We start from the raw sequence: 20,214 nt of genomic DNA, 5'->3' as shown, positions 1-20,214 counted from the left end.
CTTGTAGAGAATGCAGGTTCTCTACAAGCTGTTCATTTTTTATACTACTTTAACTAGTTCCTTTAAATAGAGTTCAGGTAACTGGGCGAAAAACAAATCCCCATAATCATGAATAAATCGACTTTTGGCATTTTTCAGCATATACGGATCTTTAGTAGCTGCTCCTAAATAGGTTTCCTGAAAAGGAGTCAGTTCGTCAAGCTTGCTCAATATTTGCTTAGCTTGTTCATTCTTTTTTCTTGCAATCGCTAAATGTGCCGTTTCAATAGGGTCTGGAGTTAGAACTCCATTTGTTTTCTTGTGAATAGCTGAGATAAATGGAATGGTGTGGTTCGTTAAAGCAGTTCTCGGGTGGCTCAGCTCATAGTCCACTGCGATCTCTAAAGCTGAATGAGCATTATCGATAGCTAAATTGTAATCCGTAAAGGTATCACATAGAGCAAGGTTATGGTACATCATGCTGCTTTTTCCAGGTGCAAGACCAGAGTTAATATATTTATACGCGTGTTTCTTGGCCAATACCACACTATTGGTCTTCCAGTAGTGCTGAAACAGCAATTCATCAAATCGCAGAACCATGTAATAATGAAACAGAGGCTCGTTAATCGTGAGTAGAGCTTCATAAATATCATCAATATATTTATCAAGACCTGTATATTGCTTAATGTCGTAAAAAGCATAAACCATAGTAAACAAGTGCAGACACTTCAGAGAAGGGTGGGAGAAGGTAAGTGCAGACAACCAGTTTAAATCTCCTTCTTTTAAAGGAGTCTTCTTGCGGTTGTACATAATTCGGTAAATCATTAACAGTTCTTGATTATATAAGCCATCATGAAGAATAGATTCCAGTTCTTTCATATATTCATTCATGTAGAGAAACTCAAGCGTGGCCAGCTGGTCTTCTAATATACTGCTGTGATGGGATAGACAGTAACGGCGGGTTGCTTCAGAAGCTTGATAACTAGTGGTATGCTGCAGCTGATAGTGATAGATCTCATAAATAGAAGATACTCGATCCATGCGCATTTGATTTAACTGACTAGGTTCAATTAATTTATGGCTTCCCATCTGTTTTCTCAACCTTTCCGTACTCTCTCAATTATAAAGCCACGTCTATGAATATAAAGGGAACTTGTGAATCACTCTTCAGGTTTTCTATATTATTATAACAGATGAAACGTATGCTTCATTAAAAATTGTTTGATAATTTACAATTTTATGCATGCTGAAGCCGGAGAAAGGTATAAAATGGAAAAATGTGTCAGGGTTATGTAAAGAGAAAAGGGTTGATCAGGCACGCGCTTCTCCTATTCTCATGGTTGTCTATTTGTTAAATTGGAAGATGCCGAACTTCTTCATCTTTAGTGAATAGAGATCCAAAAGAATGATTCCGCCCAAGTAAAGGAGAAACGTTAATCCAATATTCCAGCCTTTGCAGTATTGGACCCTGTTTGTAGAAAGGGCGAGAAATTCAAGTCCATTCAAAATGAAGATTGTTCCTAAGTAGACCCATATGCGTTTGTAGTTTTTGTATTGAATAAAATAAGTGAAATAAGCACCGGCTATAGCGAAATAGCCAAGATCGAGAAACAGTGAATCCAGCAGATCAATCTCTGTCTTCGGTCTTACCGCCCAGTAGCCAAGCTGGATGCCTAACTGATTTAATATTAACGATAAGAGCGCAATAAAAAGGGAAGATGTTAAAAACAATATGGGAGCCTTTCTATATAGAAATATTCCAAAACACCACGGAATGATGAAGCCTGCAATAATAATAAAATACACGAAAACCACCTCGTGTATTAGAATTAGTTTTTACGGAATAATTATTCGTTCAGTCCGTTTATTTACAATTTATTACAGAATTGTTGATTATCTTGGCTGGCATACAATTCCGTTATGGACTTTTATATAGCCGTGCCTTTTAATATCGAACCCGTTTTCATACAGATATAGTCCCATTTGCTCGACTGTCATTAATTCCCTGTACGTATGATTCATAACATCTGCCATGATTTTGTAATACAGTCTTGAGCGGATTTGATTTCTTGGCGTGGTCAGAATCGCGTAGCCGCCGGACTTTAAAAACTTCCGATGCCAATCACATACTTCTGGTTTATAAGCATCAGGGAAATGCTCCAGCAATCCTACAGAAAGAACAACGTCAAAGTCTTTCCCAAAATCCAAATTTCGTATGTCGTCTACGATATAATCTACATTCAATTCATCTTTATATACAACTTTTGGTTGACCGGTTGCAGGGTTTTCACCTAAGAAAGGATAGTAACCGGGGAATTCTGCAAAACGGGTCGTTTTGCAATATTCATCGTAATCCACCATGACAATGTGCGCTCTCGGGTAGATCGCAGCTAACTGCATCGCTTCATAGCCTTCCGCAGCTCCAAGGAACAATATTTTTGGTTTATGGAGGCTCAGCCCTTCAAATAATGCCCGCTTTCCACGCGGATCCCATATGCCGTCTTGAATGCGATGGACGTAGTTCCACAATTGAATACGTACGACATCTCCGAGCGCATGTTTGATTTCAGCTGGTTTTAAAGAGCCCAGGCTTTTAATAAACTGTTTTTTGGAATGGTCCAATTCACTGGGGACATCTTTCACAAACCATTCGTGAAATGCTTTATTAAAAAAAGTCCAGGCCGTATGAGGGTCCATCTCGCGATTTTGTTCCTGTTCCCAGCTGCGCCTCTCATTGGATTGTGCCCGTACTTCATAAGGACGGCCTACTTGCTTCCAGGAAAGCTGCGACCAGTCCCGTACGGTGTTTACCGTTACAAATCGATTGTATTCTTTCTCGGAAAACTTTCTTAAGTCCATTCGAAATTGGGGAAATAATCGTGTTTCCCCAATATCTTCCTCAGTAAAAGATCTTCCATTTTGGCTAAGTTCCTTTGGATGTAGTAACATGGAATAATACCCCTTTTCAAATCAGAATATTCAATTAATTATATACGATTCAGAAAACGCTTACAATATAGTGAAAATACGAGCGTATCAATGTCTGATTGCGGGTACATAAAAAGGAAGATCGTCATTACTAATACGGGGGAGTAGATATGGAAGAGTGGATCGAAGAGCTTAAAGATATATTACCGGAAAAACAAGTCATGACGGAGCTTTCAGATCGACACAGCTACAGCTTTGATGCTTCATTCGGAGAATATTTGCCTGAAGCAGTAGTTCAGGTCAAGAATAAACAGCAAGTCATACATGTACTTAAAGTGGCCAATCAATTTCGAATCCCTGTTTATCCAAGAGGGCAGGGGACGTGTCTGAGCGGAGGCCCTTTACCTGTTCAAGGAGGCATTGTACTCGATATTTCCCAATGGCCACCCTTAATTGACGTACATGCGGATGATTTAACCGTCATTGTCTCTCCAAGCGCATTAACAGCGGATATTAATAATGCGGCAGAAGAGCATGGACTCATGTATGCCCCTGATCCAAGCAGTGCGCATGTAGCTACCATTGGCGGCAACTTGGCGGAAAACTCCGGAGGACCTAGAGGATTAAAATATGGAGTAACGAAAGATTTTGTGCTTGGTCTTGAAGTAGTGACTCCAGAAGGGGAAGTCATGAAAACAGGTGGACAGACGATTAAAAATGTAACCGGATTTGACTTGACCAAGCTCATTGTAGGATCGGAAGGTGCCCTGGGTGTAATTACTGAGGCTACTTTAAAGCTCGTTCCTAAACCGCCTGCCGTTCAAACCATCCTGGCGGTCTTTGATGATGTCCGCAAGGCCGGACAGGCGATATCGAAGACGCTGACTTCAGGAATTCTTCCTTCTAAGATGGAATTTATGGATCAGGCTTGCATTCAAGCTGTGGAAAACTTTAAACCTGCAGGCTTGCCTGTCCATGCCAAAGCTTTGGTCATTATTGAATTAGATGGTCATCCTGAAACTCTTGCGATCGAGAAAAAGCTTGTTCAGGAGATAATGGAGAAAATTGGAGCGACAGAGACGGTTATTCCACAAACTGCAGAAGAAGCGAACGGGATTTGGCAGGCTAGAAAACAGGTCTCCCCGGCGATTGCTCAAATTAAGCCGACAAAAGTTTCTGAGGATGCGACAGTTCCCCGCAGTAAAATTCCGGATATGATGGATAGGCTTCAAAAGATTAAAGAGAAGTATAACGTGGAAGTCGTTGTTTTCGGACATGCAGGGGATGGAAACCTGCATCCTAATGTCCTTTGTGATAAACGGGATCAAGAAGAAATGGGGAGAGTGGAAAAAGCGGTCGAAGAAATTTTCGAAGCGGCCATTGAACTTGGCGGGACTCTTTCCGGTGAACATGGAATAGGGACAATGAAGGCGCCGTTTCTTGAATCTGAATTAGGTCCTGTGGGGGTCGACATGATGAGGAGAATAAAGAACAGCTGGGATCCGAATGGCATAATGAACCCTGGTAAAATTTTTGCTGAAAAGGGGCAGAGGCTGGTGTTGCGCAGTGAGTAATCTTGAAGCTTTACAGACAAAGATTCAATACGAAAAAACGTTTGACTGTGTGCAATGCGGCTACTGCCTTCCTGCTTGTCCAACCTATGAGACGATGGAAAGAGAAACCCATTCTCCTAGAGGACGGATTAATTTAGTAAAGATGGTAGCAGAGGGAAAAGCCTCCATAGATGATTTAAAAGACCCTATAGAAAAATGTTTAGGATGTATGGCCTGTACTACGGTATGTCCAACCAATGTCCAATATGGAGCGATTTTAGAAGGAGCAAAAGAAGTGATCGAGGAGAATGAAGTGAAATCCCCGAGTCAGGAAAAAGTAGAACAATTTATATTCAACACCTTTTTTCCTTCATCGAATTGGATGGGTGCGCTAAGCAATGCAGCATGGTTTTACAAAAAATCAGGGACACAGCGCCTGGCAAGAATCACAAGTGCTTCTCGAATGGCTCCATTGAATTTGGATAAATTTGAACGAGTTCTCCCGGAAGTACCTTCACCAGTAGAACGGCTTACTCGTAAACGACATGTCCTTCCTGACTATAAGCTGACTACGAAGGTCGCTTTTTTTACCGGCTGTGTCATGGACGGGATGTTTTTTAAAACGAATGCAAACACGATTGAATTGCTGAGGCGATCAGGAGCAGAAGTAGTGCTCCCTAAGGACCAGACATGCTGTGGAGCGCTGCATGCTCATTCAGGCAAGGGGACATCGGCAAAAGAATTAGCCAAACGAAACATCGAAGCTTTTGATATCGAAGATGTTGATTACATCGTTAACAATGCAGGTGGATGCGGGGCGAAGATGATTGAATATGAGAAGCTGTTTGAGGAGGGAACTTCCTGGTATGAACGGGCGAAGGAATTTACTTCAAAAGTAAGAGACATTTCAGAGGTTTTAGTAGAACTCAATGCGCTCGACTTCACCACTCCTGTCAATCGAATGGTAACCTACCAGCCGTCCTGTCATATGTCCAATGTTCAGCGCGTAACAGAGCCTCCAAGGATCCTCCTTGAGAGCATACCTGGTCTTGGTATAAAAGAGCTTAAGCAGCCGGATTTCTGCTGCGGTTCTGCTGGCATTTATAACATTGTAAATTATGAAGATTCAATGGAGATCTTAGATGTGAAAATGCAGGATGTTTTGGGCGTGAACCCTGAAGCTGTAGTGACTACAAATCCAGGCTGTCTGATTCAAATGAAGCTGGGGATTGAGCGTGAACAGCTTGAGGACCAGGTGGAAGCTATGCACTTAGTGGATCTCTTAATGGAAGCGAAACCCGTTTCAAAACGCGGGTAGAAAAAAACCTCTTGAACCAGCTGTTCAAGAGGTTTTTTTTACGATGGAGTGGTTTTTGCCTTTTGTTCTTCAGCAAAAGAGATGAATTGGTCGAGGACCCCATCAATAAAATCAATCGTTTTTTGGTCGTTAAGCAGCCCTTGCTCATCAACTTTATCCTGGATTGTACCAATGAGTATTTCATTTCCAGGGAGCACCTTTGCTCCCATGCCCGGGGCATTTAATATTTGGCGGAGGTGCATTTGGGCGCGAACTGTTCCTAGTACTCCCATGGTAGCCCGGCGATAAAAGCAGGTTTTCCTGCCATTTCCTTTTCTCCTCGGGACATCCAATCCAAAGCGTTTTTCAGCACTCCAGGAATAGAATGATTGAATTCCGGAGTGACGATTAAGAAAGCATCCGCATCGGATAATTGGGCTTTGAAATTCTTAACGGATGCAGGAGCTTCATGCTCTATATCCTGGTCGTAATGGGCCAAGTCACGAATCGGGATAATCTTGATGTCTATACGGTCTTTATAGCGGTCTTTGATGAAATGAGTTAACTTCATATTATAGGAATCTTTGCGAAGGCTTCCAACGAGAGCAGCTACTTTAATCATTTAGATAAGTCCTCCTCATTTTATGTTCAGTACTTCATTATAAGAGGGACGGAAGTGTGTGGCTAACGATCTGCTCAATCTTTCCCAGAAAAGAAAGGCTAATGAGTATAGAGATAAAACCGGTGGAAAAGACAGATCACCATGCGATACTGCATGTTGGTTATAAAGAACGAGTAATAGGTTTTGCAAAAGCAGCACTGGATCATCTGCCTGCTTATCTAAAGAAATGGAACCCGGACATTCGTATAATTGTTTTAGCAGTAAATGTAAAAAAACTCTTTACAAAAAAGCTGAATTCGTGCATGATGGGGGAAAGAAAATGGAAAAAAGTTGGCTTATCATCATGGAAAGAAGGATTTAAGCCGAATATCTCCGTTTTTCTTTGATTATCTAGGTTTTATGTAAAAGCGTGACGGGAATTGATTACTATCCCTTAAGAAAGGAGGTACACCACAATGACTCTGCTCCATTATAAAGCCCGCGAGCTGTTTGAAAAGGAATATCAGAACAGTCCTGAGGCGAAAGAAGCAAAGCCTGTTTCTACGGGTGTTAAGAAAACACGGAGTGGAAAAATCCTTTCCCCTTTCCGTAAAAACAAGCGGAAATAACTTTATTTAATGTGGTGACGTTAGCTATGAGAAGAAACAAACAAATACCGGTAATTCCTTATGGAGTTCCATGGAATCAGCGCCTAAGAAATTCGTTTTCTCAGCGCTGATTTTTTATGTTCAAAAGGTTTGAAGTAAAAGCTGTTGTGTTATGGAACCGAAAAAGGAGGAGATCATATGAATCCTGTCTTTTCAACGAGAGCGTTGGAAAATGAACATATTGTAATCACCGGGGCTACAGGAGGTATTGGCTATGAAACAGCAAAAGCTGCTGTTCAGTGTGGAGCCAAAGTAACGATCACCGGCAGAAGAGAAGGAAAGCTTGAAGAATTGAAGGATGACTGCAGACAAACAAATGCTCAGGCCGAAGTATGGGCGTGCGTGGCCGATATCAATAAACCAGAAGACCGCAATCGGTTAATTATCGAAGCCAACCAGCGGATGGGGGATATTACAGGCTTAGTAAATTCTGCAGGGATTATGGGAGGCGGACCATTAGAAAGCTTAAAAGAAGAAGATGTACGTAAAGTAATGGAATTAAACTATTTTTCAACTGTCCTGTTAACTCAAGAAGTCTATCATCTTATGAAGCAAAAGCAGAGAGGCTCGATCGTTAATCTTTCTTCTCTTTCAGGGCTGCGGGGCACACATAGTAACAGCGCGTACAGTTCTTCCAAATTTGCCATAACCGGATTTACTCAGGCTATAGCCCTTGAAGCAATTGAACACAATATTCGTGTGAATGCTGTCTGTCCTGGTTATGTAGATACAGAAATGGGACGGGAGGCGATTAAATCAAAAGGTGAGCGTGAAGGCCGGCCTTATGAAGAGCAGCTCAAACTAGCGAAACAGGGAATACCTTCCGGACGTCTCAGTACCGCTGAAGAAGTAGCTCGATCTATTATTTATCTCTTATCAGCAGCTTCTGAAAATACAGTAGGTGAATCGCTGAAAATCTCTGGAGGGGCAGTGATGAGATAATCCTGTGATAAACTAAAGTACATGATGGGATGAACGGAGGAAGTTGCAGATGAGTAAGGATCGTTATTCGAGGCAGACATTATTCGCTCCTATTGGAAAAGCGGGTCAGACTAAAATAGAAAAAAAGCATGCCCTTCTTATAGGAGCGGGTGCACTTGGAACGAGCAATGCTGAACAGCTTGTCAGGGCTGGTATAGGGAAACTTACAATCGTTGATCGGGATTACGTGGAAATGAGTAACCTGCAAAGGCAGCAGCTGTTCACCGAAGAGGATGCTTTAAATCAAATGCCGAAAGCGATTGCTGCAAAAGAGAAGCTTGTTCAAATAAATTCTTTTTCTACCATTGAAGCGCATATTATGGATGTACAGCTGGAAGAATTGGAAAGTCTTATTCATGGCGTACACGTGATCATCGATGCTACAGACAATTTTGAAACAAGGATGCTTATAAATGATGTGTCGCAGAAATATAACATTCCTTGGATTTATGGAGGCTGTGTCGGAAGTCATGGCTTAAGTTATACCATAATTCCGGGGGAAACACCCTGCTTGAATTGTCTGATGGAGAAAGTCCCATTAACTGGAGCTACCTGTGATACTGTAGGCGTGATCAGTCCAGCCGTACAAATGGTAACCGCTCACCAAACGGCAGAAGCGTTAAAGATATTGGTAGAGGATTGGGACGCCTTGTCCCGCCAATTTATTTCATTTGATTTATGGCATCATTCCTATATGGGCATAAAAACGATAAGAATGAAAAGGGAGGATTGCCCCTCTTGTGGACTGAATCCGTCCTATCCATTTTTGTCTCAGGATTATAGAACGAAAACAGCTGTTTTATGCGGCAGAGATACAGTTCAGATTAGACCGCCGGTTTCAGGAAGGGATTTCGAGGAATTACGGTCCAGACTTCACGCTGGAGAAGTGGAGCAGAATCCATTTCTGCTTTCTTATACTCTTGGAAAACATCGTATAGTTTTCTTCAAGGATGGGCGGGTGCTCATCCATGGAACAAAAGATATTTCGGAAGCCAAAAGCTTGTACCATAGAATTGTAGGGTGACGTTAACCCTCATGTTTGTCTCACGATCCTTTTGGGAAATATAGAGATAAGCGACAATCTAGGAGGGACAACAATGGCAAGGTTACTAAAACGCGCATTGAAATATGGTCCGATTATCTATCCGTTCGTGAAAAAATTTCTTAGAAAAAGAAATTCAAAAAGATATTAAAATCGTGCCACTTTCCTGGCACGATTTTTTTCTCCGCTGTGATAAACTATGAATAAATAGATGAACATGCTGCTGCTATTAGAAGGAGACATGCCCTATGAACCGTTGGGACAGTACGCCGGTTATCAAATTTTTTGGCGGACGTAATTTATTATACCTATTAGGCGTTCTACTAATGATAGGACTTAATATATTCGTTTATACAAGCGTGGCGTTTGTATTTAAGCCAATCCTGGTTTTTTTTGAAACGATTGCTTTGCCAATCATTTTTTCAGTCATCGTCTATTATTTACTACGCCCGATTATTTCCTTAATGGAGAGCTGGGGAATTAAACGGATATGGGGCATTCTGATTACCCTTGTCCTCGTTGCCGGATTAATCACTTTCCTCGTTGTCCTCATTATTCCGTTTCTTGAAAAGCAGTTTGTCAGCTTATCTGAAGAACTGCCCGATTACTTAAAGCAATTGATCAGCTCAATCGACGAATGGTTGAGGAGTTCTATTTTTTCAAGTTATTACAGCAGTTTATTCGAGGATGTAGACAGTATTCTTAATCAGCTTCCTGAAAATTTATCCTCCTATGCAGCACAGACCGTAGAAGGCATTACGAACATTATCTCAACGGTAACGAGTGTAGTGATCGCCTTAGTTACACTGCCGTTTATTTTATTCTATTTGTTAAAGGATGACCGAAAGCTTCCGGAAATGATTCTGCGTATCTTTCCTCCTAAAGCCAGACCGGAATTATCCAGTGTATTTAAAGGCATTGACCATCAATTAAGTGCCTATATACAAGGGCAGATTATCGTCAGTTTTTGTATTGGAGTGATGATGTATATTGGCTTTGTGATTATCGGACTCGATTATGCACTGCTGCTGGCTGCTATTGCCAGTGTCACTAGCATTGTTCCATACCTCGGTCCCACTATTGCTATTACTCCAGCTCTGATTATTGCAATTGTGACTTCGCCTTTTATGTTACTCAAGCTTGCAGTGGTGTGGACGATTGTCCAGTTGTTGGAAGGTAAGTTTATTTCTCCGCAGATCATGGGGAAAAGTCTCCATATTCATCCGGTAACGATTATTTTTGTTCTATTAACAGCGGGTCACCTATTTGGAGTGGTAGGCATTATATTAGCCATCCCGGGCTATGCCATTTTTAAAGTGCTGATCAGCCATCTGTTTTATTGGTTTCAGCGGAGGTACAATAAGTTTTCTCAGGATGAAGCCGACCAGTATCAGCTGCACGAATAAAGAGCACTGGTCCGATGAACGAGGAAGCTCGTCAGAAAAGGAAGTTCAATTAAGGCGGGACGTCCTTTGCCAACATCGAACTGACCTGCTTCCTGTAGAGAGCATTTCCCTGCCCTCTTCCCTCTTATAAAACAAGAAGTAACTTTTTCGAAAGCCTGAGCACTCTTATTCAGAGTGCTCTTTACTTTTGTTTTCTGCAATAAAAGGTATAAATATGTGGGTCTCCAGCTGATTTACTCTTCTAGCTCCTTTTATGTTTACAACATCATATACGTTAGGCCGGATAAAAGTATGGAAGTAAGGAAGAGCAGGAGCATTGGTTTGACCGCTTTAGTTTTTAAATCAGCGAGGCTGACGCTGAGACCAAGGCCGGCCATCGCCATTGTAAGGATGAAAGTAGTAAGAGTGGAGATCCCCTTTAATACGTCAGGAGGGATTTCAAGATAGCGACCATTGATAAAACTTCCAAACAAACTCATGAAGATAAAACCCAGGAGAAACCAAGGGAAAACGATTTCTTTAGCTGCATCTTTATCTTTTCTGCTCATCAACCAAACTAAAAACAAACTGACGGGCACAAGGAGAAAGACACGGCCCAGTTTGGCGAGGAGTGCCATTCCTAGTCCGTCTTCACCAGCAGGGTTTCCTGCCAAAGCAACATGTCCGATTTCATGAAGGCTGAGTCCCGCCCAGGTTCCATAAGCGGTCACATCTAAATGAAGAAACGGCCGGATCAGCGTGTATCCGATTGCAAACGCTGTCCCCACTAAAGATATAATAGCTACACTAAGAGCGGTCTCTTCTTCCTTCCCTTTCACAATTGGGGAGATGGCTGCAATGGCGGATGCCCCGCAGATTCCCGTTCCAATGCCAAGGAGAAAGGATAATTGTTTTTCTGCTTTAAACAAACGCGCAAGCAGGACCATGCTGCCAATTGAAAATAAAATGACTATGAAGTCTTTTGCTAATAAAGGAAGCCCTTCCTGGAAAATAATAGTGATATTTAGTTTTAGACCAAATAAAACAATAGCTGTTCTTAAAAGTATTTTGGCAGAGAATTGGATCCCTTTCTTGTAAGCATCAGGGTATCCAAAAAAATGCCGGTAAATGATAGCTGAAAGAATGGCAACAGCTAAAGGGCCAATTACAGAAAGACCGGGGAGCAGACTCAAGATAAAACTTACGGCAGCTAATCCAAAGGTAAAAGCAACCCCCGATATCGTTGATTTATTCATCCATATCCCTTCTTTATCTTAAGTATCAACATTAGTGTATAAACCTTCTTAACATTAGTAAAATAAAACTTTATAATGTTAATAATTAATAATATTAATGATAGGGAGAAGATTATGGATCTAGATGCTTTGAAAACATTTATAACGGTGGTGGAGTTAAAGAGCTTTACAAAAACTGCGAAAGCCTTAAACCTTTCACAGCCAACTGTAAGCTTTCACGTAAAGCAAATTGAGGAACACTTCCAAACAAATCTTATTGACCGTACACCGAAAAGGTTCCAGATGACAGAGACGGGCGAGCTGATTTATCACCGGGCAAAACAAATGGAAAAAGTGATGGAAAAGGCAATAGAAGAAGTTTATGAACACGAAAACCAAATGAGAGGCAGCATCAGGATCGGAGCTAGTTACACTGTAGGAGAATACGTAATTCCCGTCCTGCTTAAGAAGTTTGATTCGCTCTACCCAGCAGTGGATATCGAAGTTCGCATCGACAATACCCGTGAAATTAATGAAGCCCTCCATCTTCATGACTTGGATGTCGGGCTTGTAGAAGGCCAGGTCATTCATAAGGACCTCACGTCTGTGCCTTTTTTAGAGGATAAAATGGTCCTGCTCGTCCCAGAAGCACATCAGCTTTGGGAAATAAAAAATGTTAGTTACAAGCATTTACAGAATCAGATTTGGATTAGTCGAGAGCGAGGTTCAGGGAGCAGGGCAGTAATGGATGCTATGCTGGAATCTTCAAATTTACGTCCAAAGAAAAACATCACAATTGGAAGTAATCATGGCGTAGTGCAGGCTGTTAAAGCAGGACTTGGACTCTCCCTTGTCTCCGAAACGGTAGTGGATCACACGTACGCTTCGAATTTAGTTATGGCTGTGCCTGTTATTCAACCTCCAGCCCGGTTGTTTTCCTTGGTCCTTCCATCAGATTCAAAAAACATTACAAAAAATGTGGAAGTATTTGCTGCTATGATTCAACAAATGTATCCGCTATAATTGTCATCAAATTTAAATATTTTTTAAGCAGTAAGTTTGTTATGATTATTCTGCAGGGGTGACTCAAATGGACCTTCGTATGATGAAAGCAGCAGACACTGCAGATGTGCTTTCCCTGATTAGACATACGATCCGAACAGTCAATACATCTGATTACACCCTTGAACAAACAGAGGTATGGGCGGATCAATTTACAAAGGCTGACTATTGGAGTAAACGAATGCTTGCTTCTTCCACCTGGCTGGGAGTAGAAGGAAGCAGGGTTACCGGTTGTGGAAGCCTATGGGGAAACGAAGTCGATTTGCTGTATATTCATGCAGAAAAGCAGAATCAAGGATTAGGAAAGCAGCTCCTTCATCAACTGGAGGTTGAAGCTCAAGCTAAAGGAGTTTCCTGTTTGAAAACCCAAGCAAGCTTAACAGCTGTTCCATTTTTAAAACAACAAGGATTCACGGCTTTACAAAGCCAATCAAACTTCTTAAACGGGGTTTATTTAAAAAATATAAAAATGTGTAAAAAACTGAATATTTAACGTGCATATGGGGTATGGTGCACTATATGACAAATGAAACGAATGTTTTATGAATTTCGTATAGGGGATATATCGGAACGAAATGGTGTGGTTTCGAGCCAAATCTGTACAATAACACTGAGGTGAAATCATGAAAAGCCTAGACCAGATTGTCGATTATTTAAAGACGCTGGGAGTTGAGGTTGAAAAGGTTTATCGAACACCGAAGGAAGAGACGAGGTAACCGTTACAGGAAAAAGCCGTTCACGTCAACCCTACTAGAATACATGAGAATCATATGAATATAGCATAAAAAGGTATGTCTTTTAGCGGACATACCTTCTCTTTATGCAGATTTTTGGTCTGTAATTGCTTTAAATGACGGATGTCTCGATTGAAAAACTGCCCATAGCACTCCTAATAAAATAGGAATGAGCAAACACAGAAATACCATATTTGCCCCTTGAGAGGCTGCCACTGCTCCAAAAATAGATCCCGTCAGAACGACAGAAGCCTGGTTTCCGAGCATCCGGAAGCTGGCCATTCTTCCATGGTACCTTTTGTCTGTTGCGATCTGCTGTACGGACTGAAGAAGTGCGCGGACCCACGTAGTTCCAAGGCCGGTGCATAACACGCCTATAAAGGCCACGGCAGGATAGGGGGCAGTACCTAATAAAAATAACCCGACAGCTACGGTCACAAGGGACCATACAGCAATGAAATTTTTCCACTTCACCCACCACCACGTACCTAAAAACCCGGCTGCAATCCCTCCGATAGAAAAAGAGGCGTCAAGAAAACCATAAGTGACCGCATTGGAATGCAAATATCCACTAGTATAAACAGATAAGAAACCAATAGTCGTATGAAAAGTCAGCTGTCCAAGCATCATCATTGTAAATAATCCATAGAGCATAGGGTTCTTTTTAAGGTAATTGGCGCCATCCCTTAATTCCGATACTATACGAAATTTTGTGTTCGAAGATGGAAAAAACTTTCTCTCGTAATCGAGAAGGGTTACAGCTAACCATGAACATCCATATAAACTAGTAACAATCAGCAGAGAATTACTGAGCGGAAGCCACCCTGATAAGAAGCCTCCAATAGCTGCACCACTTAAACTTCCGGAAATAGTAGCTGAATTAGAAAAGGAGAACATTTTTGGTAATGTTTCTTTATCAAAGACTTCAGCCACAAGTGCCTGCAAGGAGGGGCGAAATAAAGAACCTGTGGTCTGCATGACCATATGAACCCCGATCATGAGCGAGGGAAGAAGCAAATGAGTAGCAGCTGTGAAAAATAGCAGCACAAGTACGGAAAAACTGACCGATTCCGATATGAGTGCGAGCTTTTTCCGATTATACCGATCGACAAGCACACCAAAAACAAGGTTGGATACAAGCCCGGGGAGAAATCCAAAACTGACAAAAAAGCCTGTATATAAAGCGTCTTCTGTCGATTGGTATAAAAACCATGTGACTAATACGAAATACATGGCTCTTCCGCATTCATACAGGAAATATGCTGTTAATAATTTATAAGTATTGAATTTATTCATTCCTTCACCTTCTTTGTGGTCTACTATTATCATCATATGATGAATTGTGTAATAATAATAATATTGGTTATTGATTAAAAGTGATAAGTATTTCTTATAGGAGGAACTAATGAAAATAGAAGACTATCAGCTGCTTATTCATTTGAGCGAAAATAAAACGATTCGGGCGACTGCAAAAAAAATCCTTATTTCTCAGCCCGCTCTTACCCAGCGGTTAAAGTATATAGAAGAGTATTTTGATACGCCTATCTTTGTTCGAACGCCAAAAAGACTAGAAGCGACTCCTTCTGGAGAATTGATCCTCGCCCATGCAAAAAAAATGATGCTGGAGGAAAAGCGTGTTCATGAGCTTGTTTCAAAAACGAGAGGTACAATTTCAGGAACACTTTCGCTTGGAGTATCGTCACTCGTAAGCCAGCATTTTCTTCCTGAAATCCTTGAGTCTTTTACCACAGACTACCCTGAGGTTCATGTGGATTTGATCACCGGCGTAAGTGAAGAGATCCGCCGCTCTTCGAAGGAATACCACGTCTGTATTATTAGAGGCGGAAAAATGAAGGAACTGAGCTGCACGCTCCTGTTTGAAGATCCCCTTTATTTGTTTGATACCGTCCCTTTAGATGGTAATGTAGTCCGCCCTTTTATTGAATTTAAATCCGAGCCTGAATATCAAATGCTGGTAGAAGAATGGCTCAGCCAAAATAAGCAGCTTCAAGTTAAGCGTTCCATTAAAGTTGACCAATTCGAAACAGCCAAACAAATGATGATAAAAGGCCTGGGAATGACGGTCCTTCCAAAAAGTATAGTAACAGAAGAGATGAGAGGACTGCCTCATGTACCTTTACTTCATGCGGGGAAGACTATTTCACGTGATACTTGGGTCTGCAGTCAAAATTCGATGAAGGAACTCCCCCAGGTGGCTGCATTTTTAAGTTTTCTTGAAGGAAAGATTGGAAATCGATACGAAGATTCCCAAGATTTCTTTTGAGAAATTTAATGTATGATTGGAAATTTCCAAAGATTCATTTTATGATAAAAGTATTCATTTCACTATCCAAAGGGGATTGTACATAATGAATCATCATACATTTAATAAGCTGCACGACATTAAAAAAAATGAATTTATTAAAACGGCTATTGATCATGTAGGAGCTGGCGTCGTCATTTCAGACCCCCAGCAGGAGGATAATCCGATTATTTACATGAACGAAGGATTTGAACAGCTGACAGGCTATTCGTCTGAAGAAGTGTTAGGTAAAAACTGCAGGTTCCTGCAGGGGGAAGATTCGAATACTGAAACGATCAAAAAAATCCATGAGGCTCTTAAAAACACAGAGCAGGTTCAAGTGGAGATTAAAAATTATCGTAAAGATGGTTCGATGTTTTGGAATGAGCTGCAAATTTTCCCGGTATATTTGGAGCATTTAGAACAAACATATTTTGTCGGTGTTCAAAAGGATGTCACGGTTAGAAAGGAAGCAGAAAGGCTTGTAGGACACTACTCCTCTGAAGTCAAACGGTTATCCACACCAATCGTCCCGGTAGAGGATCATATATCTATTCTTCCCCTGATTGGTACCGTAGATGAACAACGGCTGCAGCAAATGCTGGATACAGTAAGCCACCATGTGCAGCAATCAAAAGATGAGTACTTGATTCTAGATCTTTCCGCCATTTCTTCTTATAATGGGGAGATTCACCGGGGATCTATGAGATGAGTCAACTGCTGGAACTTATGGGGACCTCCATGATTATCACCGGTATCAAACCAAACTTCGCGATTCAAAGCGCACCTTATGCAGATTTCAGTGAGCTTTCTTTAAAAACCTTTGCTACCGTGAAACAAGCACTTCAATCGATACGTACGTGAACAAGTAAATGCTATCTAAGCTGTCGAGAAAGAATCGGCAGCTTTTTTAGTATGGAATTTATCTTTTTTACCATTTATTTATCAGGTGTAATCTGAAGAGTATAAGGGAACAAACCTATTATTTAATAAGAATGTATATCACTGTAAGCTGATAACTGGTTTAATTCCTACTCGTTTTATATGATTTAAATAGAGTAGAAGGATAGGGAGTGAAAGCAGTGAAGGATATTTTTAATCAATGGATCAAAAATGATCGGCAGCATCGCTTATTCGAAAAAGCGGCTAAAATAGCTGAAACAGCGAAAGCTCAAGTGAAGGTTACTGACCGTGATGCAGACTTTTCCCCGGAAACGTTACGAGTAATAAAAGGTGAAAAGTACCCTTCACTGAGTCTTCCATTGAATTATGGTGGAGAAGATATTTCTCTTTATGAACTATTACTTTTGCAGGAAAAAATAGCTGAAGGGGATGGGGCAGCAGCTTTATCCATTGGCTGGCACCTGGGAATTGTCATGGAGTTGAATGAAGAGCAGCTCTGGAAGAAAAGTCAGTTTGAAAAGCTGGCAAAAGAAATAGCAGGTGATCAAAAGGTAGTCAACCGTGCGGCCAGTGAGCCTGCTACTGGAAGTCCAACAAGAGGAGGAATTCCAGAGACGAAAGCTGTACGCAGCGGGGATATCTACGTGGTCACAGGGAGAAAAACGTTTACTTCAATGGCGGAACAATTGGACTACTATATTGTTTCTGCTTATGTAGAGGATTTAGATCAGGTAGGGTGGTTTCTCATTGATCGTCATCAGCCAGGCATCCGGGTAGATAAAACCTGGGATACGCTAGGTATGCGCGGCACAGCCAGCCATGACCTTGTATTAGAGGAAGTAGAGCTGGACGTGGAAAGTCTCGTGGAAATGAAAGGGGAAGGGAAGCCTGCTCCTAAGGGATGGCTACTTCATATTCCTGCCTGCTACTTAGGCATAGCGGTAGCAGCACGGAACGATGCGATTGAATTTGCTAAATCCTTTCAGCCGAACAGTCTGGATACTCCGATTTCCGAAACCGCTCATATTCAGGATAAAATTGGCGAGATGGAATGGAAGCTTATTCAAGCACATAGCTTTATGTACGCTACTGCAAGGAAATGGGATGAAGAACCGGAAAATCGCAGATATATGGGATCCGAACTTGCCACTGTGAAATTGGCTGTGACTAATGCGGCTAATGATGTAGTAGATTTAGCTATGAGAATTGCAGGCGGGAGAGGGTTGTCCAAAAAATATCCTTTTGAAAAATATTACCGTGATGTAAGAGCCGGGCTTCATAACCCTCCTATGGATGACGCTGTATTACGAATGTTAGCTGGAAAAGCTCTGGAAGACTAAAAAAAGCACTCCATGTCTCTTTAGACGGGAGTGCTTTTCAGTGTTGTGGAGAAGATTGTGTTTTTCCGAAAGCTTTTTTCCTTGCCGGCAGGAGTGAAAGGGTTCTCACTCCTTGAAAGATCCTGCGTCTATGCCGTTCTAATCGGCTAAGAGATCAGCAAAAGCTTTTGCATATGGTGGGAGGTCAGGTGGACGTCTGGCAGAAATGAGGTGTCCATCCTTTACGACGGGCTCGTTATGCCATACTGCCCCCGCATTTGTCATATCATCCTTAATGCCCGGTGTACTCGTCACATTCCTGCCTTCCAGAATTCCTGCAGAAATCAACACCCATCCTGCGTGGCAGATCTGTCCAATTGGCTTTTCATGGTCATTCATGTGTCGAACCATGGCAATCACTTCAGAGTAGCGGCGCAGTTTATCGGGAGACCAGCCTCCAGGAACGAGAATTCCATCGTAATCGGCTGGGTTAATATCTGCAAATGCATAGTCCGATACGGCTGGGACACCGTATTTACCAGGGTATTCCTTACCCGCCTCTTCTCCAACAAGGTGGACTTCCGCTCCTTCTTCCTGTAAACGGAGCACAGGATACCAAAGTTCCAAATCTTCGAAGTCTTTACTTACCAGCGCAATTACTTTTTTATTTTCCAGGCGCATGAAATCCCTCCTATTTAAACTGTCCCCATTGTATCAAACGGTTAAAAGGAGTTCGAATCCTTAGACACTACGAGCACCCACCAGATGAGAATAGGCTGGAAAAAAGGGCGGATCCAAAGCGCCAGCTCACTTGTCTCATTACTCCATGGAGCCGGGATTCCGTAAATGGCAGCATAGATGTTGGCAGGCAGCACAGCAATGAGAAACACAGCGGTAGCAATGCCTGCTGCTCTTCGCGTCTGCGGAAAAACAAGAAGCAGAGACAGGAGCCATTCGGTAATCGCTGACATATACACAATTTCAAGTCGAATAGGAGTCCAATCCGGGAGCATTTGGGCAAATCCCTCATCATAAATAAAGTGAGCGACACCAGCGAAAAAAAAGCCAGCCGCAAAAATGTAAAGCCCGATTTTCTTCAAAATGGCCATTTCTTGTGCACTTCCTTTGTAAAATTATCAACAAGATGAAACTTCTCTTGAATTTTTATCGTATAATCAATACAGTATCCTTAATAAAGTTTCCTAAGTTTTATCATAACTCACTCTGTTCCTAAGATTAAATGGAGTGATGAATCTATCAAAGGGGTCGAGAGGATTGAATAAGAAGATTGCGTTGTTTTTCTTATCTGTTGTAGTGCTGGCAGGTTCTGTTTTTCCTGGCATCAGTTTTGCTTCCACGAACGACCAGGGGATCAATGAAAAGCTTGGCTTGCCAATTGTTGTTTATGGAGAAGCTTTATCTCAATCTCAGAAAGAAGAGGTAGCGAAGCTTCTGGAAGTAGATCAGCATGAACAGGTAGATGAATTTACTGTTACGGGTCAGGATATTGCCAAATACATCGGCGGAAATCCAAATTCAAATATGTATTCATCAGTGAAAATAATTCACAAAGAAGATGGTAACGGACTTAATATTGATATTGTGACACCAGAAAATATTACTCAAGTGACGAAAGAAATGTACACCAATGCTTTACTTACTGCCGGAGTGGAAAATGCGGACGTATTAGTTGCTTCATCTGTTAAAGTGAGCGGTCATTCCGCCTTAACAGGAATCTATAAGGCTTACGATGCTAAAGGAGTCAAGCTGGACAAGGATCGTATGAAGGTTGCTAGTGACGAACTGGATGTTGCAACATCCATTGCTGACAAAGAAGGGGTCGATCAGGAAAAAGTAAGCCAGCTTCTTACGGAAATAAAAAAACAGATTGCCGAACAAAACCCGGCAACGAAAGAAGAAGTAGAGCAGATTGTAAAAGACCAGCTGAACCAGTTAAATATTCAGTTAAGTCCCGAAGACAGACAGAGACTAGTTGATTTATTTGAGCAAATGAGAAATTTAAACATCGACTTCGACAAAGTTAGAAGTCAATTAGATGATTTAACTGGAAGTCTTCAGAACCTAATGAATGATGATGGTTTTTGGAACAAACTTACCTCTGCAATTAAGAGCTTTTTTGCTTCTTTAAGCAGCTTTGTAAATTCATTATTCAGCTAAGCAGTGCTGCCGTTCTCCTTCTAGGAGAGCGGCTGTTATTCTGCCAG

At 41.6% G+C, this 20,214-nt stretch carries 23 protein-coding genes; 14 read left to right on the top strand and 9 right to left on the bottom strand.

The annotated features are described in order from the left end of the window. Positions 1 to 39: 39 nt before the first annotated feature. The 3 genes from MUN89_RS00285 to MUN89_RS00275 all read right to left on the bottom strand — a co-directional run bounded on the left by MUN89_RS00285 (position 40) and on the right by MUN89_RS00275 (position 2,928). Positions 40 to 1,068 carry an AimR family lysis-lysogeny pheromone receptor gene (locus MUN89_RS00285; RefSeq protein ID WP_244710462.1) on the bottom strand — a complete coding sequence of 343 codons (1,029 nt, stop codon included), beginning with the start codon at positions 1,066 to 1,068 and terminating at the stop codon, positions 40 to 42. A gap of 255 nt (positions 1,069 to 1,323) precedes the next feature. Then, entirely contained in the window at positions 1,324 to 1,785 is a 462-nt protein-coding gene (locus tag MUN89_RS00280; RefSeq protein WP_244710460.1) for a hypothetical protein, read from the bottom strand. A gap of 87 nt (positions 1,786 to 1,872) precedes the next feature. Beyond that, the gene (locus tag MUN89_RS00275) at positions 1,873 to 2,928 is read right to left on the bottom strand and encodes a class I SAM-dependent methyltransferase (RefSeq protein ID WP_244710458.1); all 1,056 of its coding nucleotides are present in this window, start codon (positions 2,926 to 2,928) and stop codon (positions 1,873 to 1,875) included. A gap of 149 nt (positions 2,929 to 3,077) precedes the next feature. On the opposite strand from MUN89_RS00275, the gene MUN89_RS00270 reads away from it, so the two are divergent. After that, positions 3,078 to 4,481, top strand: a complete 1,404-nt coding sequence (locus MUN89_RS00270) for an FAD-binding oxidoreductase (protein WP_244710456.1) — start codon at positions 3,078 to 3,080, stop codon at positions 4,479 to 4,481. Further along, positions 4,474 to 5,778, top strand: coding sequence for a (Fe-S)-binding protein (locus MUN89_RS00265; protein WP_244710454.1), 1,305 nt, complete (start codon positions 4,474 to 4,476; stop codon positions 5,776 to 5,778). Before MUN89_RS00270 ends, MUN89_RS00265 begins: the two co-directional genes overlap by 8 nt. A gap of 38 nt (positions 5,779 to 5,816) precedes the next feature. Here the strand turns inward: MUN89_RS00265 and MUN89_RS21920 are convergent, their stop codons facing one another. Together MUN89_RS21920 and MUN89_RS21915 are read right to left on the bottom strand one after the other, a co-directional pair. After that, positions 5,817 to 6,050, bottom strand: coding sequence for an NADPH-dependent FMN reductase (locus tag MUN89_RS21920; protein WP_318036109.1), 234 nt, complete (start codon positions 6,048 to 6,050; stop codon positions 5,817 to 5,819). After that, positions 6,038 to 6,379, bottom strand: a complete 342-nt coding sequence (locus MUN89_RS21915) for an NADPH-dependent FMN reductase (RefSeq protein ID WP_318036108.1) — start codon at positions 6,377 to 6,379, stop codon at positions 6,038 to 6,040. Before MUN89_RS21915 ends, MUN89_RS21920 begins: the two co-directional genes overlap by 13 nt. 101 nt (positions 6,380 to 6,480) lie before the next feature. On the opposite strand from MUN89_RS21915, the gene MUN89_RS00255 reads away from it, so the two are divergent. From MUN89_RS00255 to MUN89_RS00235, 5 genes are all read left to right on the top strand, one after another. Next, positions 6,481 to 6,765 carry a hypothetical protein gene (locus MUN89_RS00255; RefSeq protein ID WP_244710452.1) on the top strand — a complete coding sequence of 95 codons (285 nt, stop codon included), beginning with the start codon at positions 6,481 to 6,483 and terminating at the stop codon, positions 6,763 to 6,765. Between the two features lie 69 nt (positions 6,766 to 6,834). Further along, entirely contained in the window at positions 6,835 to 6,987 is a 153-nt protein-coding gene (locus MUN89_RS00250) for a hypothetical protein (RefSeq protein WP_244710450.1), read from the top strand. A gap of 177 nt (positions 6,988 to 7,164) precedes the next feature. Continuing rightward, positions 7,165 to 7,968, top strand: coding sequence for an SDR family NAD(P)-dependent oxidoreductase (locus MUN89_RS00245; protein WP_244710448.1), 804 nt, complete (start codon positions 7,165 to 7,167; stop codon positions 7,966 to 7,968). Between the two features lie 49 nt (positions 7,969 to 8,017). Continuing rightward, positions 8,018 to 9,031 carry a MoeB/ThiF family adenylyltransferase gene (locus MUN89_RS00240; RefSeq protein ID WP_244710447.1) on the top strand — a complete coding sequence of 338 codons (1,014 nt, stop codon included), beginning with the start codon at positions 8,018 to 8,020 and terminating at the stop codon, positions 9,029 to 9,031. Between the two features lie 266 nt (positions 9,032 to 9,297). Next, the gene (locus tag MUN89_RS00235; protein WP_244710445.1) at positions 9,298 to 10,455 is read left to right on the top strand and encodes an AI-2E family transporter; all 1,158 of its coding nucleotides are present in this window, start codon (positions 9,298 to 9,300) and stop codon (positions 10,453 to 10,455) included. A gap of 257 nt (positions 10,456 to 10,712) precedes the next feature. Here the strand turns inward: MUN89_RS00235 and MUN89_RS00230 are convergent, their stop codons facing one another. Then, positions 10,713 to 11,690, bottom strand: a complete 978-nt coding sequence (locus MUN89_RS00230; protein WP_244710443.1) for a YeiH family protein — start codon at positions 11,688 to 11,690, stop codon at positions 10,713 to 10,715. Between the two features lie 114 nt (positions 11,691 to 11,804). Here MUN89_RS00230 and MUN89_RS00225 point away from each other — a divergent pair, with 114 nt between their 5' ends. Beyond that, a complete protein-coding gene (locus MUN89_RS00225; protein ID WP_244710441.1) occupies positions 11,805 to 12,692 on the top strand; it encodes a LysR family transcriptional regulator in 888 nt (295 codons plus the stop codon). A gap of 67 nt (positions 12,693 to 12,759) precedes the next feature. Beyond that, positions 12,760 to 13,224, top strand: coding sequence for a GNAT family N-acetyltransferase (locus MUN89_RS00220; RefSeq protein ID WP_244710439.1), 465 nt, complete (start codon positions 12,760 to 12,762; stop codon positions 13,222 to 13,224). Positions 13,225 to 13,549: 325 nt separating this feature from the next. Here MUN89_RS00220 and MUN89_RS00215 read toward each other — a convergent pair whose 3' ends face one another. Then, positions 13,550 to 14,761, bottom strand: coding sequence for an MFS transporter (locus tag MUN89_RS00215; RefSeq protein WP_244710437.1), 1,212 nt, complete (start codon positions 14,759 to 14,761; stop codon positions 13,550 to 13,552). A gap of 109 nt (positions 14,762 to 14,870) precedes the next feature. On the opposite strand from MUN89_RS00215, the gene MUN89_RS00210 reads away from it, so the two are divergent. From MUN89_RS00210 to MUN89_RS00195, 4 genes are all read left to right on the top strand, one after another. Further along, entirely contained in the window at positions 14,871 to 15,749 is an 879-nt protein-coding gene (locus tag MUN89_RS00210; protein ID WP_244710435.1) for a LysR family transcriptional regulator, read from the top strand. Between the two features lie 85 nt (positions 15,750 to 15,834). Beyond that, positions 15,835 to 16,479 (top strand): YtvA family blue-light photoreceptor, encoded by a 645-nt coding sequence (locus tag MUN89_RS00205; protein WP_244710433.1) that lies wholly within the window; start codon positions 15,835 to 15,837, stop codon positions 16,477 to 16,479. Then, positions 16,476 to 16,631 carry an STAS domain-containing protein gene (locus tag MUN89_RS00200; protein WP_244710431.1) on the top strand — a complete coding sequence of 52 codons (156 nt, stop codon included), beginning with the start codon at positions 16,476 to 16,478 and terminating at the stop codon, positions 16,629 to 16,631. Before MUN89_RS00205 ends, MUN89_RS00200 begins: the two co-directional genes overlap by 4 nt. A gap of 209 nt (positions 16,632 to 16,840) precedes the next feature. Further along, positions 16,841 to 18,010, top strand: coding sequence for an acyl-CoA dehydrogenase family protein (locus MUN89_RS00195; RefSeq protein WP_318036107.1), 1,170 nt, complete (start codon positions 16,841 to 16,843; stop codon positions 18,008 to 18,010). A gap of 138 nt (positions 18,011 to 18,148) precedes the next feature. Here the strand turns inward: MUN89_RS00195 and MUN89_RS00190 are convergent, their stop codons facing one another. Together MUN89_RS00190 and MUN89_RS00185 are read right to left on the bottom strand one after the other, a co-directional pair. Continuing rightward, a complete protein-coding gene (locus tag MUN89_RS00190; RefSeq protein ID WP_244710429.1) occupies positions 18,149 to 18,670 on the bottom strand; it encodes a type 1 glutamine amidotransferase domain-containing protein in 522 nt (173 codons plus the stop codon). Between the two features lie 41 nt (positions 18,671 to 18,711). Further along, entirely contained in the window at positions 18,712 to 19,098 is a 387-nt protein-coding gene (locus MUN89_RS00185) for a DoxX family protein (protein WP_244710427.1), read from the bottom strand. A 166-nt stretch (positions 19,099 to 19,264) separates the two neighbouring features. On the opposite strand from MUN89_RS00185, the gene MUN89_RS00180 reads away from it, so the two are divergent. After that, a complete protein-coding gene (locus tag MUN89_RS00180) occupies positions 19,265 to 20,167 on the top strand; it encodes a DUF1002 domain-containing protein (protein ID WP_244710425.1) in 903 nt (300 codons plus the stop codon). The last annotated feature ends 47 nt before the right edge of the window (positions 20,168 to 20,214 follow it).

It is taken from the genome of Halobacillus salinarum (genome assembly GCF_022919095.1).
GTDB lineage: Bacteria > Bacillota > Bacilli > Bacillales > Halobacillaceae > Halobacillus_B > Halobacillus_B salinarum.
The sequence above is the reverse complement of the archived record's forward strand: the minus strand, read 5'-3'. Positions and strand labels throughout refer to the sequence as shown.